Source organism: Acinetobacter indicus, assembly GCF_009914475.1.
GTDB classification, from domain to species: domain Bacteria; phylum Pseudomonadota; class Gammaproteobacteria; order Pseudomonadales; family Moraxellaceae; genus Acinetobacter; species Acinetobacter indicus.
Genome location: NZ_CP045198.1, coordinates 2,374,266 through 2,389,654, shown reverse-complemented (window position 1 = coordinate 2,389,654; position 15,389 = coordinate 2,374,266). Strand labels below are relative to the sequence as shown.

Below are 15,389 nucleotides of genomic sequence, written 5' to 3'. Positions count from 1 at the left end.
TCGGCAGTCACTGTAAAATTTACCGTGTCTTGCCTATGTGCTTAAGCATAGGTCAAAACTAAAAATATGTAAAAACGATCATTTTTATAAGTTGAATTTGTTTTTTCGATTGAGAGCGAGAAAACTCAGCCAATAAAAAACCGGATCAGCTGATCCGGTTTTTTTATCGTTCATCTTGGAGATGATCAGATATTGTCGAGGTTGATGCCTAAACGTGCCGCAACTTCTTCATACGCTTCAACCACACCGCCTAAACCTTGACGGAAACGGTCTTTGTCGAGTTTTTTCTTGGTGTCTTTGTCCCATAGACGGCAGCCGTCTGGAGAGAATTCATCACCCAGCACGATACGGTCGTGGAATACACCAAATTCAAGTTTGAAATCGACCAGAATCATGTTGCCGGCATCAAACAGGGCTTTTAGTACATCGTTAACTTTGTAAGTCAGTTCTTTCATTTGTGCCAGCTGCTCAGCAGTCGCCCAACCCAGCGCAATCGCTTGAGATTCATTGACCATTGGATCGCCTAAGGCATCATCTTTAAAGAACAGTTCAAATGTTGGCGGGGTCAGTTCCTTGCCTTCTTCGACACCGAGGCGACGGCACAGAGAACCAGCTGCATAGTTACGGATTACGCATTCAACCGGAATCATGCTCAGCTTTTTCACCAGCACTTCATTTGGGGTCAGCAGTTTTTCAAAATGCGTTTCGATACCGGCTTCAGCCAGTTTTTCCATAATAAAGGCGTTAAAACGGTTGTTCACCTTACCTTTACGATCTAGTTGTTCGATCTTTTCGCCATTGAACGCAGAGGCATCGTCACGAAAGACTAAAATCAGGTGGTCTTCACTATCTGTGGTATAAACAGATTTCGCTTTACCAGTATAGAGCAAGGTTTGTTTTAACATGAGGGAACCTTTTTCAGAAAAAAATGCCTAGTAATGTCTAGGCTGGCCAATTTTGGTAAATCTGGGCCAACAGGTCTGCAGCTTTTTCTTTGTCTGCAAAACTGTTGTCGGCGTTGAACACAGCCAGGTTGTTACTTGTACCGACAGAGGTGAGTCTTAAGACGTAGGTCTGTTGATCGACCGAGATGGTGACTTCGTAACGGTTTTTGCTCTGACCAATAATGCTATGGTTCAGGCTGCTGAGTGTGGCAAGCGTATACTGCCAAATTGTAGCAGAATTTCCATCTATTTTGAGCAGTGGATTTTGATTTCCATCTACAACCGGTTGTGGACGACCTGGCGCGGTGTTGTCCTGTACAGCAGCGGCCTGAGTCGGCTCTACGGCTGGAGGACGAGGAAGTGCGAAACGGTTGCCACGGCTGTTTTCCAGCTTCGGTGCATGTTCAATGGCCAGTGGGTCAACCGTTGGTGCAGGATACAATGGCGTTGCTGGTCGGGCCACAGTACCTTCAGGATATTGTAAGGGCGCAAGGGTGGTGGTGTCTTTATAATCCAGAGAGCCATTGCTGATGGCTAAAGAACTACAACCTGCCAAACTTACCACTGAAAGTGCAGCGATTAAACCAAAACGTAATTGCATAATATTGTGCTCTTATTAAATGACACCCGAAGCCTGTAAAGCTTCACGTAACGGTGCGCGATATTGTTCTGCAAGTGGCGTTAATGGCAGGCGGATGCCGGTACCAATTAAGCCCATTTCATGAAGTGCCCATTTCACCGGAATTGGGTTTGATTCACAAAATAGAATATTGTGTAAATTTGCAACTGTATTGTTACGTGCTTCAGCGCTGTCATTGTCGCCGGCAATGGCTGCGGCACAAACTTCGCTCATGACTTTTGGTGCCACATTGGCCGTAACCGAGATATTGCCTTTGGCACCAGCCAGCATTAACTGATAGGCAGTGGCATCATCACCTGAATAGACAGTCATGTCTTTACCCGCCAGACCGGCCAGTAATTCACGGCCACGTGGTACATCGCCAGTGGCATCTTTAATGCCCACAATTTGTGGAATGTCGGCCAGACGAATCACTGTTTCATTGGACATATCAACGCCAGTACGGCCCGGAACGTTATACAGGATTTGTGGCAGATCCACTGCTTCGGCAATAGTCTTATAATGCTGATATAACCCTTCCTGGGTTGGCTTGTTATAATATGGCGTGACGAGAAGTGCGGCATCGGCGCCGAGTTCTTTGGCTTCTCTGGTCAGTTCGATCGCTTCATGCGTTGAGTTTGCACCAGTACCAGCAATCACCGGGATACGTTTGTTGGCCACGCGAATGATTTCTTTAATCACACGTGTATGTTCAGCCATGCTTAATGTAGAGGCTTCACCTGTCGTGCCCACGGCCACAATACTGTTCGTGCCTTGTTCTATGTGCCACTCAACCAGCTTCTCGAGACCTTTCCAATCTACGCTGCCATCTTCTAACATTGGGGTGACGATTGCGACAATTGAGCCTTGAATGGTCTGTGCTTGCTGAGTCATTTTGAAAAAATATCCTATTTTTCCATCCACAAAAGTTCGTAGAAACAGAAAACGTGGATGGTTGCAGTATTTTGATTTGAGTCAGAATTCAATAAGTCATGATTGAATAATGCTTATGCAAATTATGACTGATTCAGTGTGTCAGAACAATATCCGTAAGTCAAAGCCAATATCAACTTTATCCGCTGCTCAAAACAGTCCGGTATAAGGCATAAGTTGGTGCTTTTACAGCAGTTCCGGTTCATCTTCGACTTTAGAATGAACTGGTGAGTAAGCACAGGCCTATAGAAGCTGTCCGGACAGCAATTTTGCCTGGAAAAAGCAGTAAAAAGCTGTGAAAACCAGGTAAAAGGGTCGGAATTAAGATAAAAAAACACTTAAACTAGACCTGAAAATTATTTGAACAGGCTTTTTTTAATGCCATTTCCTGCTTAAAACTTTACTGAATGATTTTTTTCAGATCTAAATGAAAATAATAATTTTGACTGTTTGTTTATTTGTAACCGTTGATATTTATATGGATTTTAATGTTTTTTTAAATTGATATGCCTCAATTAAGTCTTTCTAAAACTATATGTTTGCGTGTCTTAAAATAAGAAATGTCTATTAATTTTTTGCCAGACCAGCGCTTTATTCCACTTATTGGTAGTTAATTCAAAGGACATCCTCATAGATGATGGCGGCCTTAACCTTTTATAAACACTGATTGAAACAAGGATTCTCCAATGGAAAGATCAGATAATCGACATGCGATTGTGACAGTAGCCATCTGTTTCTTGATTGCGGTCATTGAAGGCTTGGATATCCAGGCAGCAGGTATTGCCGCAGCTGGTATCCGTGAGCATTTTGGCCTCGATAGCTCGCAATTGGGGGTGTTTTTTAGTGCAGGGATTCTGGGCTTATTGCCTGGTGCACTGGTTGGTGGACGCGTGGCAGACCGTATTGGCCGTAAACAGGTGCTAATCTGGTCGACTGCCGTGTTTGCGGTCTTTACTTTATGTACCGTATGGGTCAACAGCTTTAACTCATTGCTGGCGGTACGTTTCCTGGCCGGTGCCGGTCTGGGTGCAGCCATGCCAATTCTGATTACGCTGGCCTCTGAAGCGGTATCACCACAAAACCGTGGCCGTGCCGTAGGTCTGATGTACTGTGGTATGCCAGTCGGTGCTGCGATTTTATCGTTAATTGCCAGTACCGATTTCGGTTCTAACTGGAAAAACATTTTCTACCTAGGCGGTTTATTACCTATTATCGTCATTCCAGTGATGATGTGGTTATTGCCAGAATCAAAGGAATATTTAAAAGCCAAAGATCAGGCTGCGAATACGACAGCAGAAGCTACGCCACAAGGTTCGTTTAAAGATCTGTTTAACTCGAACAACCTGCTCCGTACCATGTTCATCTGGGTCAGCTATTTCTTCACCCTGATGGTGGTGTACATCATGCTGAGCTGGTTACCGTCGCTGTTCCAGGAACTGGGCTTCTCGCGTAAAGAAGGCGCAACTGCACAGTTCTACTTTATGGTCAGCGCGACGATTGGTACCGTTATTTTGGGTATGCTGACCGATCGCTGGAAAAAAGCCTATGTCATTCTGTTGATGTACGGCGGTATTCTGGCCGGTCTGCTGGCACTGAACGCTGCAGGTTCATTAACTCAAATGTATCTGGCCTCTGCGCTGGTGGGTGCATTCGTCATTGGCTGTCAGGGTGTACTGTATGCCTTCGGTGGTATTGTGTATCCAACTGAAGTGCGTGGTACCGGTATTGGTGTGGCGTCTGCCGTGGGCCGTGTCGGTGCGATGCTCGGGCCTGCGATTGCCGGTTCACTGTTAACGGCTGGCTTTGGTGCAGCAGGGGTGATCTCTGCCGCGATTCCATGTATCGTGATCTCTGCCATCTTTATGTTACTGCTGGTGCGTCGTATTCAAAACTAAACACGCATTGTAACGACCCCTTCAGACAGCCCGCATATGCGGGCTGTTTTGTTTTCACCGTACAGTCCAATGATTCCGCTGCAACAAAACCATCCATTTGGTATATGCTAGGACGCTGACAATAAGCGAAACATGGATAGGTGTTATGCAAGCGCAGACGGCATTGATCGTAGTAGATGTACAAAATGGATTTACACCGGGCGGTAATTTGGCCGTCGCTGATGCCGATCAGATTATTCCGATCATTAACCAGCTGGGGCAGGTCTTCGACAATATTGTCCTGACCCAGGACTGGCATCCGCAGAATCATATTTCTTTTGCCGACAATCATCCGGGCAAACAGCCGTATGAGGTGGTGACGCTGGAATATGGCGAGCAGGTGCTGTGGCCGGCACATTGCGTCCAGGGTACCGCCGATGCCGAACTGCATCCGGCGCTGGACTTGCCCCAGGCGCAGCTGATTATCCGCAAAGGGTTTCATGCGCAAATTGACAGCTATTCGGCCTTTATGGAAGCAGATCAGAAAACCACCACCGGCCTGGCCGGCTATTTAAAAGCGCGTGGCATCGACACGATGTTTATTACCGGCATTGCCACCGATTTTTGCGTGGCTTGGACTGCCATAGATGCCTGCAAGCTGGGCTTTAATACCTTTGTCATTGCCGATGCCAGCAAAGGCATAGATCTGAAAGGTTCATTGCAACATGCCTGGCAGGAGATGCTGGCGCATGGGGTGAAACGGGTCTATAGCAAAGATGTGCTGAGCCTGTTACAGCCTGCTACACAGCCAAGCCTGGCCTGATTGGCCCGAATCATTCATTCAGAACGTGCCGAGGTCTATGGTGTTAGGTTTTAGCCAGTTTGTACAGAAAACTTTTGCCCTGTGGGTGCTGCTGTTTGCAGTGATTGCCATGTATCAGCCAGAGGCTTTTGTCTGGTTAAAAGCCTATATTACCTGGATGCTTGGTATCATCATGTTTGGTATGGGCATGACCATGTCGCTGCAGGATTTTAAAGGTGTGCTGCAAAGCCCGAAAGCAGTCGCGATTGGCGTAGTTGCGCAGTTTATGGTGATGCCGCTGTTGGCCTATCTGTTATGTGCCTTGTTCCGGTTACCGGCTGAAATTGCCATTGGGGTGATTCTGGTTGGCTGCTGTCCGGGTGGTACGGCTTCCAATGTAATTACCTATATGGCCAAAGGCAATACCGCCTTGTCGGTGGCCTGTACTTCGGTGTCGACCTTGCTGGCGCCGCTGCTGACCCCGGCAATTTTCTTTGTGCTGGCCAGCCAGTGGATTGAAATTGATGCCTGGTCCATGCTGAGCTCGATTTTACAGGTGGTACTGTTCCCGATTGTACTGGGCCTGCTGCTGCGCGCGCTGTTTAAAACTCAGGTGGAGCGTTCCATTACCCTGATGCCGCTGGTTTCGGTGGTGGCGATTGTTGCCATTGTCGCGGCAATTATCGCCGGCAGCCGGGCACAGATTCTGGAAAGCGGCTTGCTGATTTTAGCGGTGGTGATGCTGCACAATGGCCTGGGCTATTTACTTGGTTTCTGGGCAGCGCGTTTATTTAAATTGCCCTATGCCGACAGTAAAGCGGTGTCGATTGAAGTCGGAATGCAGAATTCTGGCTTGGGCGTGGCCTTGGCGGCGGTGCATTTTGCCGCGTCTCCGGTGACCGCCGTGCCGAGCGCCATCTTCAGTTTATGGCACAATATTTCTGGACCGGCACTGGCCACCTATTGGGCCAGCCGGCAGCGCCAATAAAGGACAGCTGTCATCCGGCTGTCATCAAGGCAAGGATGCCTTAGTATATTGAATATGCTGTCTTTTTACTTAGATAAAAAAACAAAAAAATGATAAAAAACAGATTTTTATTTTGAACAAATTTGGGCTAATTTTCATCATTTGGTCATTTTTGTAACACAACTGTCATATTCAATTTCTAAGATGCCCTCACAGAGGCGGCACAAACAGACTGTTGTAAGACAGCATAGAGTGAGATATGAGCGATTTTCAGCATTCATCCATGACCTATTTCAATCGGGAACTGGCATTATTCGAGTTCCATCAACGGGTATTGGCCCAAGCGCTGGATGAGCGTCTGCCGCTGCTGGAACGCTTAAACTTTCTGATTATTTTTTCCCGAAATCTGGATGAGTTTTTTGAAATCCGCGTGGCGGGTTTAATGAAACAGCTGGATTTAAATGCCCTGACCCGCACCCCGGATGCAATTCCGACCGAACTGGTGCTGGCACAGTTATCTGAAGAAATTCATGCAGCGGTCGAGCTGCAATATCGCACCTTAAATCAGGACATTCTGCCGCAGTTGCAGCAGGCCGGGATTCGTTTTATTCAATATCCGCAAATTCAGGACAAGCATAAACCCTGGATTGCCCAGTATTTTGCCAAACAGGTCCAGCCGGTACTGACCCCAATCAGCCTGGACCCGTCACATCCGTTTCCGCGACTGGTCAATAAAAGCCTGAACTTTATTGTCAGCCTGGAAGGTAAAGACGCCTTTGGCCGTGAAATTGAAATGGCGATTGTGCCAGCCCCACGTTCCTTGCCGCGCTTAATTGCCTTGCCGCCTGAGGTGGCCGGGGAGGGTGAGGAACAGATTTTCCTGACGGCGATTATCCAGCAGCATATCAATGACCTGTTCCCGGGCATGAAAGCCACCGGTTGCTATGCTTTTCGTGTGACCCGAAATGCCGACCTGATTCTGTCGGAAGATGTCGATGATCTGGCGGTGGCCTTAAAAGATGAGCTGTCATCACGCCGTTTCGGCCGTGCGGTGCGTCTGGAAATTGAAGATGACTGCCCGCAGAGTATTATTGACTACTTGCTAGATGAGTTTGATCTGGATCAGCAGCAGCTGTATCAGACCAGTGGCCCGATTAACCTGTCGCGTCTCACCACCAGTTTTGACCGTCCGGAACTGAAATATCCGATTTTTAGTCCGGTGATTCCGCCGGTATTTCGCAAGCAGAAACCAATTTTTGAGGTGCTGAAAAAGCAGGATGTATTGCTGCATCATCCGTTTGATTCTTTTCAGCCGGTGATCAGCCTGCTCAAAGAAGCGGCCAAAGATCCGCATGTGCTGGCAATTAAACAGACCCTGTATCGCAGTGGTCCGGACTCGGAAATTGTGCAGGTACTGGCTGAAGCGGCGCGTAATGGCAAGGAAGTCACTGCGGTCATTGAACTGCGTGCCCGCTTCGACGAAGAATCCAATATCATGGTTGCCAACGTGCTGCAGGAAGCCGGTGCGGTAGTGGTGTATGGCATTGTCGGCTATAAAACCCATGCCAAAATGATTCTGGTGGTACGCCGCGAGCAGGACCAGCTGGTGCGTTATGTGCACTTGGGCACCGGTAACTACCATGCCGGCAATGCGCGCATGTACACCGACTACGGCCTGATGACCACCCAGCCGGATATCTGTGAAGATGTGCACCGCATGTTCCAGGAACTGACCGGCATGGGCAAAATGGCCAAACTGAAAAACCTGCTGCATGCGCCGTTCACCCTGCACACTGAACTGCTGAAACTGATTGAACAGGAAATTGAATTTGCCCAGGCCGGCAAAGCCGCGCAGATCATGATTAAAGTCAATGCCCTGACCGAGCCACAACTGATTGCGGCGCTATACCGTGCCTCGCAGGCCGGGGTGCAGGTTGATCTGATTATCCGTTCGATTTGCTGCCTGATTCCCCAAGTGCCGGGCATGTCAGACAATATCCGGGTGCGTTCGATTGTCGGTCGTTTCCTGGAACATACCCGCGTCTATTATTTTGAACATGGCGGCGAGAAAAAACTGTTCTGTGCCAGCGCTGACTGGATGGGACGTAACCTGTTCTCACGGGTTGAAACCTGTTTCCCGATTCTGGACAGCAAGATCAAGAAATGTATTGTCGAAGATGGTTTACGCAGCTATTTAAATGACAACCAGAATGCCTGGGAATTGCAGTCCGATGGCCACTGGCAGAAAGTGCAGCCGGAACCGGAACAGCCCCTGCACAGTGCACAGGCCTATTTACTGCAAAAAAAGCTCCTCAAACTCTAAGCCTCTATCAAAAAATCCTGACACGGGTCAGGATTTTGATCAGACGACAGCGGCTGCTGCGTCTTAAGACGCTTTAGAGTGCTTGCCACGTAAAATTTCAGTTCTTAACTGCTGGGCCAGTTCGGCCGCTTCACTGTCCATGCCATTGACCATATAGGCATGCCGGGTCAGCACATTGGTCGGGTTTGGCATACTGACCAGTTCATAATGATCGGACAGGGTTTTCAGTAATTCATGCGGTAAATGCACCGCATTTTCCTTAGCTGACAGCTGGCTGACCAAGCGTTCTGCCGCCTGCACCGAAGACAGCTGCATGGCATCGACCGGGCTGGACAGTGCACTGCGGGTTTGCAGCACAAAGCGTTTTTCTTCACGGTAGCGTTTATACAGCACTTCAGACAGCAGCTGGAACACGGTGCCAATCATCGCCAGACACGGTGCCGCATTCGGTTTATCGGCCGACATGCTTAAGGTGGCGCCATCTTCATGGAATGGTTGTACCGTGGTGATATCCTGCTGGCTAAGTTTATAGTGCTGCACACACAGCTCGATGCTCTTGTTCAGGAAAATCTGGCATAGATTAAAATACGGCACCGAAACGGTTTTGTTGACCGTATCCATCAACTGTTTCGGATCATAGAACTGGATGTTTAACGAAATTGTATGCTGATCAACCGGGGCCGGTTTGTTTTCTTTCAGTTTTGGTGCGGCTTTGGCCTGTTGCTGCGCCTGTGCAATCGCCAATGCGGTATTGTGTTTTTCCTGCTCCAGTGCCTGGGTCAGATTCTGGATTTCGTGTTTCAGACGCGATTCATTGTTGATACGCGCCAGATATTCTGAACGGCTTGGACGGGCAATCGCACGATAGGCCAGCCACAGCAGGGCATGAATAAACAGCGAACTGAGAATCGCCATCCACTGGGTACGCAGAATTTCGCCAATACTTGGTTTGACCAGGGTCACTTCAATGGTGCCGACTTTCTTTTCGTTTTGCAGCGCATCGCGTACAAAGACTTCACCCTGACGGGTTTTGGCCAGGCCACCGGTGGCCAGCACCTGATTGTTGGTATTCAGAATGCGAATTGAGGCAATACTCGGGTTGGTGGCATAACGATCGGCCAGAAGCGCCAGTGAAACGGTATTGGCCGGTTCCAGCTCGGACAGGCTGTCTGTGACCAGCTGGCTGGTGATCAGCTGGCCTTGACTGGCCCGATTTTCATTGAGCTGGTGAGTCGTTGCCAGTACCAGTAAAAAGGTATGCAAGGCAAAACTTATGGTCAGTAGGCTAGCAAATAGCCCTTGTCTAGGCGCATTCAACGTAAACTTCCAAAGTAATTCTACTTAATTTCGATTATGATTCTAACAATAGTTGTAGCTCAGACCCGAGTCAATTCATGCGAGAAATCATTCTTATATCATTTTTAGGACCTGACCAACCGAATCAGTTTACTCGATTAATGCAGGTTCTGTCCGCTCATTCCTTACAAATCTTAGATGTCGGTCAGGCGGTCATTCATAACCAGTTGACTTTAGGTATTGTCGTCTCATCAGATGACCAGACGGCTACCGCATTAGCCATGAAAGAGATCCTGATTTTAGCACATGATATTGGCTTAACTGTGCGCTTTAAACCGATCTCTGCAACAGAGTATGAACAATGGGTCAATGAAGGTGGCCGTACTCGTTACATCGTGACGGCTTTGGCGCCAGAACTCAATGCCTCTCATCTGCAGGCAGTAACACAAATTGTATCCAGCCAGGGTTTCAATATTGAGACCGTGACCCGTCTGTCTGGCCGTCCGGCAGCAGATGGTTCCAGCCAGGGGCCAAAACGTGCCTGTGTGCAGTTTGGTTTAAGCGGTCAGATGCTCGATGCCGCAGCCATGCGTGCCGCCTGTTTAAGCCTGTCCAACGCGCTAAGCGTCGATGTCGCGGTACAGGAAGACAATGCTTATCGCCGTAACCGTCGTCTGGTCTGCTTTGACATGGACTCAACCTTAATTGAGCAGGAAGTGATTGACGAACTGGCGATTGAAGCCGGTGTCGGTGCACAAGTGGCTGAAATTACCGAGCGTGCCATGCAGGGCGAGCTGGATTTCCAGCAAAGTTTCCGTGCCCGTGTGGCCTTGCTAAAAGGTCTGGATGCGTCGGTTCTGCCAAAAATCGCCGAGCGTTTAACCGTGACTGAAGGCGCCGAGCGTCTGATTTCGACCTTAAAAGCCCTGGGCTATCGCACTGCGATTCTATCGGGCGGATTCCAGTACTTTGCCGAATATCTGCAGGACAAGCTGGGGATTGATGAAGTACATGCCAATATTCTGGATGTCGAGCATGGCGTAGTGACCGGTGAAGTGAAAGGCCATATTGTGGATGGTGCGCGTAAAGCCCTGTTGCTGCGTGAACTGGCCGAGAAAATGGGTATTTCTCTGGAGCAGGCCATTGCGGTAGGTGATGGTGCCAATGACCTGCCAATGCTATCCATTGCCGGTCTGGGGGTTGCTTTCCGTGCCAAACCGCTGGTACGTGAAAATGCCAATCAGGCGATTTCCAGCGTTGGCTTGGATGGTGTTTTGTATCTATTAGGTGTCCATGATAAAGACCTGAACCGGGCTTAAGCACATCACAGGTTGAATCAAGCGCAGCATAAGGGCTGCGCTTTTTTTATGCAAAATCAGTGAACAAGGGCAAATGTTCATTTTTTGACTGAATCGAAATCTGCTTTAAAAACATCGAAAAAAATATTTTTCAGGGCAGTTTTGCAGGTTGTTTTTTTGTAATGACACGCGAAAGAAGGAGTAGCCTTATCTTCAGAAATCTTTAAAATTAAAAAAGTGTAATGACAATATAATATTGCGACAATGTGTGTCGCTTGGTCAAAATTTAAGTCTTTTTTTATCCAGAAAACTACTCATAATGCTTCCATAGATTTGAAATTGGCCTTGCCATTCATTTACAAGTATTGAAGATGGCATGGGGACTCGACAAGATCCACATCCATTTTTGGACGGAGGTTTTTATGTTAACAGCGAATTTAGCAACTATAGTCGGCTTGAGCTTGGTAGCGGCTGCTTTGATTGCTGTTTTCTTTTCGCCTTATCGTCGTTGGTTAAGCTTCATGTTGGCCGGTATGGCATTCTGGGGTATTTTGGAAACGGTCCGTTTTAGCGTACAAACTGTTTTTGAACTGCCTGTGACCTACAGCTATCTGTCTGCATTAACCCTGGCGATGATTGTTGTGACATTGCTTTTGCTACGCGAAGACCGTCGTGCAGAGCGTGCATTGGCCAAAAGACGTTATATCGAACATACCCCAGTGTATGAAGATGACCAGCAGCAGTATTCCAGCCGTTAAGTCTATACAGATAAGACGTCCAAAAAATGTACAGTCATGTACATTTTTTTTTACTTTCGATAATGATTGTTATACAAAGCCTTGCTGAAAAATCAGCTGTTTATGTTAGGATGAAAAGCAATCTAACCCAACAATTACAATAGGCTCGGACGTCATGAAACTTTCCTCAATTCCTGTCGTGAAACTTCCTCTGGTTGATGTCAGCACGGATCCGCTTGATTTACTCGTGACAGGTTTGGCTTTGCGTATGAAGCAGCTAGCCCGTACCAGCCCTAAATTTATTGAGTTGGTTCATGAGCGTCAGTTCCGCATCCAGATTGGTACCGATACCGGTTTTGCCCGCCAGATTATTGTCAATAATGGCGACATTGATACCGTGTCGGGTGATGCTGAAAAAGCCGATTTTATTTTGCAGTTCGCCGACAGCGAGCAGGGCGTGAAAACCCTGATGAAAGGCGATCCGACTGCCTTTATGACCGGCATGCAAAATGGCACCATTAAAATGGAAGGTGATTTTGGTCTGCTGGTCTGGTTTAACCAGGTGGCGAAACTGGTACCACCAAAGCTGCCGAAACCGGTCAAAGAAAAAATTAAAATGGCGCGTCAGTTTATTAAGCAGAAAACTGGTAAATCAATCTGATTGCTGCGTCGAAACGCCCAAGAAAAAGGTCTTCCAGTGGAAGACCTTTTTTATGCACCAAGCATTGGCTTATTCAATTTCCAGCTGAAAGGTCACCGGCCCGTCATTGACCAGATGCACTTTCATATCGGCGGCAAAAATACCGGTTTCTACCTGTGCAAACTGGCTTTTGGCATAGTCCACCAGCTGATCATACAGTTCTTTGGCTTGCGCGGGGGGCATCGCCGGGCCAAAGTCAGGGCGTAAACCTTTCTGGGTCTGGGCCATCAGGGTAAACTGCGATACCAGTAAAATACCGCCGCCGGCCTGGCTGACATTCCAGCCCATCTTGCCCTGTTCATCATCAAAAAAGCGATATTTCAGGATTTTATCAATCAGCTTTTTGCCTTTGTCCAGATTATCGTCTTTGCCCAAACCTAAAAAAACCAGAATACCGTGCTGGATCTGGCCGGTGACTTCTCCCTCTACCACCACTTTGGCTTCAAGAACCCGTTGTAATAATGCGCGCATACGAATGAACTGTCTGACTGTGTTGATGGGGAGAGATTGTAGCAAATTGCGATCCAAAACAGAGAACGTCGGCTTTTTGTTGATTTAATCTCTTAAAACAAATATGGGATTGATGTTTTATCTAATAAAACGATTCTGGTTATAAAAATATTCCGTTTTCACAATTTTGTCATGATTGCTATTTTTTGCCTGCAGGAAAGGGAAAGCATAAACAAGAGGTGATGGAATGGTGAAACATTCATTATGGGTTGCGATGCTGGCAACCATGACATTGAGCACACAAGCAGCAGTACTCACCAAAGACAATGGCGCAGCCGTAGGCGATAACCAGAACTCGATCACTGCCGGTGAAAACGGTGCCGTGTTACTGCAAGATGTACAACTGGTGCAGAAACTGCAGCGTTTTGGGCGGGAGCGTATTCCTGAGCGGGTGGTACATGCCCGTGGCACGGGCGCTTATGGCGAATTTGTGGCGACCAAAGATTTATCTGACTTAACCGTGGCCTCACTGTTTAAAGCCGGTACCAAAACACCGGTGTTCCTGCGTTTTTCTACGGTCATTCATCCCAAAGGTTCGCCGGAAACCCTGCGTGACCCGCATGGTTTTGGTCTGAAATTTTATACAGAGCAAGGCAACTGGGATTTGGTCGGCAACAATCTGCCGGTGTTCTTTATTCGTGATGCGATGAAGTTTCCAGATTTCATTCATGCCATGAAGCCAAGTCCGGTGACCAATGTGCAGGACCCGAACCGGATTTTTGACTTTTTACAAAGCCAGCCGTGGTCGGTAAATATGCTGACTTATGTCTATTCCAACCTAGGAACACCGCTGAGTTACCGGCATTTAGATGGTTTTGGGGTACACGCCTTCAAGCTGTATAACGCCAAAGGCGAATATAAATATGTGAAGTTTAACTTCCGTACCCAGCAGGGCGTAAAGGGCATGAATCTGGAGCAGACCCGTGACATGCAGGGCAAGGACTTTAATCACCTGACCAATGATTTGTATAACAATATTTATGCTGGCAACTATCCGAAATGGGATTTATATATTCAGGTCCTTGATCCGAAAGACCTGAACAATTTTGACTTTAACCCGCTGGATGCCACCAAAATCTGGCCAAACGAGTTAATTCCGGAAACCAAAGTCGGCACATTAACTTTAAACCGGATGCCGAAAAACTTCTTTAATGAAACTGAACAGTCGGCCTTTGCACCGGGCAACCTGATTCCGGGAATTGAACCCTCCGAAGACCGTTTGCTGCAAGGCCGTATTTTCTCCTATTCAGATACACAGCTGTACCGTTTAGGGGTGAATCATCAGCAGATTCCGGTCAATCGTCCACGGGTGCAGGTCAATAACAATAATCAGGAAGGCTTTATGAACATCTCAGAACGGGATTCTGAGGTGAATTATGAACCAAGCCTGAAACAGCCAAAACCGGCCGCAGCAGTGGCACGTGCGGTGGCTACGCCACTTGCAGGTACAGTGCTGCAACAGGCCATTCAGAAACAGCAGCCGTTTAAACAGGCCGGTGATTTATACCGTTCTTATTCTACTGTAGAGAAAAAAGACCTGATCCGTAACCTGGCGGTAGATTTGGGCGCGGTAAAAGATGCTGAAACCAAGCACATCATGCTGTCTTATTTCTACAAGGCCGATGCCGATTACGGCACCCGCCTCACCGCGGCGGTCAAAGGCAATCTGGCCACAGTCAAAGCCAAGGCGGCCAAGTTGCAGGATTAAACTTTTTTCTAGCGCTGTTATAGAAGGAGCTGCACAGCGTTAGACCGTACTGGTGACGGGTGCGCTCGACGTCACCTCTTGAAAGTCCTGTAAAACTCGCATCCCTTTCCTGCACCCTGGGGGAGTTTTACAGGCACCTCTTTATTTTTGCCGATTCAGACAGGAGCAGCAAGATGCGTATTTTCACCATGCTCTGTGCCGGACTGTTCAGCCTGGGAGTAGGCACAGCACCGGCCTGGGCACAAGCAGATTCATCCTCGGCCACAAGCCAAACCGTAGCACCATCTGCCGCACAAGAGCTGATTGATCTGTTTTTTGCGGCTGCCCGCAGTGGCCAGCATGACGTGATTCAGGAATTTTTACAGCACGGTTTTCCGGTCGATGTCCGTAATCCGGCCGGTTTTACGCCATTAATGATGGCGACGTATTATGGTCATCAGCCGATTGTCAGCACCTTATTGACCTATGGTGCCGACCGCTGTGCACGTGATCAGAAAGGTCATACCGCGCTAATGGCAGCCATTGTAAAAGCCGAGTGGGGCATTGCCCGGCAGTTACGTCAGGTCGATTGTGATGCTCACACGGCCCAGACCGGCCAGCTGACTGCCGAAGAATTTGCCCGGGTATTTGGTCAACAGCAGCAATTTCAGAAGCTGAGTGAGGACTAGCCGAGCGCCA

The 15,389-nt window shown here is 48.1% G+C and carries 14 protein-coding genes; 9 read left to right on the top strand and 5 right to left on the bottom strand.

Annotated elements, in window-relative coordinates; genetic code table 11:
- Positions 1-185: 185 nt before the first annotated feature.
- Genes purC through dapA form a run of 3 tightly spaced genes read right to left on the bottom strand, consistent with a single transcriptional unit; the run spans position 186 to position 2,457 of the window.
- Entirely contained in the window at positions 186-905 is a 720-nt protein-coding gene (gene purC / locus GA693_RS11795) for a phosphoribosylaminoimidazolesuccinocarboxamide synthase (protein WP_005180935.1), read from the bottom strand.
- 37 nt (positions 906-942) lie between these two features.
- A complete protein-coding gene (locus tag GA693_RS11790) occupies positions 943-1,545 on the bottom strand; it encodes a lipoprotein-34 precursor (NlpB) (protein ID WP_160240827.1) in 603 nt (200 codons plus the stop codon).
- 15 nt (positions 1,546-1,560) lie between these two features.
- Positions 1,561-2,457, bottom strand: coding sequence for a 4-hydroxy-tetrahydrodipicolinate synthase (dapA, locus tag GA693_RS11785; RefSeq protein ID WP_005180931.1), 897 nt, complete (start codon positions 2,455-2,457; stop codon positions 1,561-1,563).
- A 725-nt stretch (positions 2,458-3,182) separates the two neighbouring features.
- On the opposite strand from dapA, the gene mhpT reads away from it, so the two are divergent.
- The 4 genes from mhpT (at position 3,183) to ppk1 (ending at position 8,462) form a co-directional block, all read left to right on the top strand.
- On the top strand, positions 3,183-4,391 hold the full coding sequence (gene mhpT, locus GA693_RS11780) for a 3-(3-hydroxy-phenyl)propionate transporter MhpT (protein ID WP_005180930.1): 1,209 nt from the start codon (positions 3,183-3,185) through the stop codon (positions 4,389-4,391).
- Positions 4,392-4,536: 145 nt separating this feature from the next.
- Positions 4,537-5,193: a bifunctional nicotinamidase/pyrazinamidase gene (gene pncA / locus GA693_RS11775; protein ID WP_160240828.1), complete on the top strand. Its 657-nt coding sequence runs from the start codon at positions 4,537-4,539 to the stop codon at positions 5,191-5,193.
- 37 nt (positions 5,194-5,230) lie between these two features.
- Positions 5,231-6,160, top strand: a complete 930-nt coding sequence (locus GA693_RS11770) for a bile acid:sodium symporter family protein (RefSeq protein ID WP_104470562.1) — start codon at positions 5,231-5,233, stop codon at positions 6,158-6,160.
- Between the two features lie 238 nt (positions 6,161-6,398).
- Positions 6,399-8,462, top strand: a complete 2,064-nt coding sequence (ppk1, locus tag GA693_RS11765; protein WP_075175034.1) for a polyphosphate kinase 1 — start codon at positions 6,399-6,401, stop codon at positions 8,460-8,462.
- A gap of 63 nt (positions 8,463-8,525) precedes the next feature.
- Here ppk1 and GA693_RS11760 read toward each other — a convergent pair whose 3' ends face one another.
- On the bottom strand, positions 8,526-9,779 hold the full coding sequence (locus GA693_RS11760) for a hypothetical protein (RefSeq protein WP_005180919.1): 1,254 nt from the start codon (positions 9,777-9,779) through the stop codon (positions 8,526-8,528).
- A 77-nt stretch (positions 9,780-9,856) separates the two neighbouring features.
- Here GA693_RS11760 and serB point away from each other — a divergent pair, with 77 nt between their 5' ends.
- From serB to GA693_RS11745, 3 genes are all read left to right on the top strand, one after another.
- Positions 9,857-11,077, top strand: coding sequence for a phosphoserine phosphatase SerB (gene serB / locus GA693_RS11755; RefSeq protein ID WP_005180917.1), 1,221 nt, complete (start codon positions 9,857-9,859; stop codon positions 11,075-11,077).
- Positions 11,078-11,478: 401 nt separating this feature from the next.
- Complete coding sequence (gene aciT / locus GA693_RS11750) at positions 11,479-11,814, top strand: ciprofloxacin tolerance protein AciT (protein ID WP_005180916.1); 336 nt, start codon at positions 11,479-11,481, stop codon at positions 11,812-11,814.
- A gap of 154 nt (positions 11,815-11,968) precedes the next feature.
- A complete protein-coding gene (locus GA693_RS11745) occupies positions 11,969-12,454 on the top strand; it encodes a hypothetical protein (protein WP_016658700.1) in 486 nt (161 codons plus the stop codon).
- 69 nt (positions 12,455-12,523) lie between these two features.
- Here the strand turns inward: GA693_RS11745 and dtd are convergent, their stop codons facing one another.
- Entirely contained in the window at positions 12,524-12,964 is a 441-nt protein-coding gene (gene dtd / locus GA693_RS11740) for a D-aminoacyl-tRNA deacylase (protein ID WP_035363358.1), read from the bottom strand.
- A gap of 226 nt (positions 12,965-13,190) precedes the next feature.
- Here dtd and GA693_RS11735 point away from each other — a divergent pair, with 226 nt between their 5' ends.
- Together GA693_RS11735 and GA693_RS11730 are read left to right on the top strand one after the other, a co-directional pair.
- A complete protein-coding gene (locus GA693_RS11735) occupies positions 13,191-14,711 on the top strand; it encodes a catalase (RefSeq protein WP_160240830.1) in 1,521 nt (506 codons plus the stop codon).
- 173 nt (positions 14,712-14,884) lie between these two features.
- On the top strand, positions 14,885-15,379 hold the full coding sequence (locus tag GA693_RS11730) for an ankyrin repeat domain-containing protein (RefSeq protein WP_160240833.1): 495 nt from the start codon (positions 14,885-14,887) through the stop codon (positions 15,377-15,379).
- The last annotated feature ends 10 nt before the right edge of the window (positions 15,380-15,389 follow it).

Bases quoted from the DNA above. Each gene is read 5' to 3' on its own strand.
- serB (WP_005180917.1), top strand. From the start codon at position 9,857: ATGCGAGAAATCATTCTTATATCATTTTTAGGACCTGACCAACCGAAT.
- mhpT (WP_005180930.1), top strand. From the start codon at position 3,183: ATGGAAAGATCAGATAATCGACATGCGATTGTGACAGTAGCCATCTGT.
- purC (WP_005180935.1), bottom strand. From the start codon at position 905: ATGTTAAAACAAACCTTGCTCTATACTGGTAAAGCGAAATCTGTTTAT.
- GA693_RS11730 (WP_160240833.1), top strand. From the start codon at position 14,885: ATGCGTATTTTCACCATGCTCTGTGCCGGACTGTTCAGCCTGGGAGTA.
- ppk1 (WP_075175034.1), top strand. From the start codon at position 6,399: ATGAGCGATTTTCAGCATTCATCCATGACCTATTTCAATCGGGAACTG.
- dtd (WP_035363358.1), bottom strand. From the start codon at position 12,964: ATGCGCGCATTATTACAACGGGTTCTTGAAGCCAAAGTGGTGGTAGAG.
- aciT (WP_005180916.1), top strand. From the start codon at position 11,479: ATGTTAACAGCGAATTTAGCAACTATAGTCGGCTTGAGCTTGGTAGCG.
- GA693_RS11770 (WP_104470562.1), top strand. From the start codon at position 5,231: ATGGTGTTAGGTTTTAGCCAGTTTGTACAGAAAACTTTTGCCCTGTGG.
- GA693_RS11735 (WP_160240830.1), top strand. From the start codon at position 13,191: ATGGTGAAACATTCATTATGGGTTGCGATGCTGGCAACCATGACATTG.
- dapA (WP_005180931.1), bottom strand. From the start codon at position 2,457: ATGACTCAGCAAGCACAGACCATTCAAGGCTCAATTGTCGCAATCGTC.
- pncA (WP_160240828.1), top strand. From the start codon at position 4,537: ATGCAAGCGCAGACGGCATTGATCGTAGTAGATGTACAAAATGGATTT.
- GA693_RS11790 (WP_160240827.1), bottom strand. From the start codon at position 1,545: ATGCAATTACGTTTTGGTTTAATCGCTGCACTTTCAGTGGTAAGTTTG.
- GA693_RS11745 (WP_016658700.1), top strand. From the start codon at position 11,969: ATGAAACTTTCCTCAATTCCTGTCGTGAAACTTCCTCTGGTTGATGTC.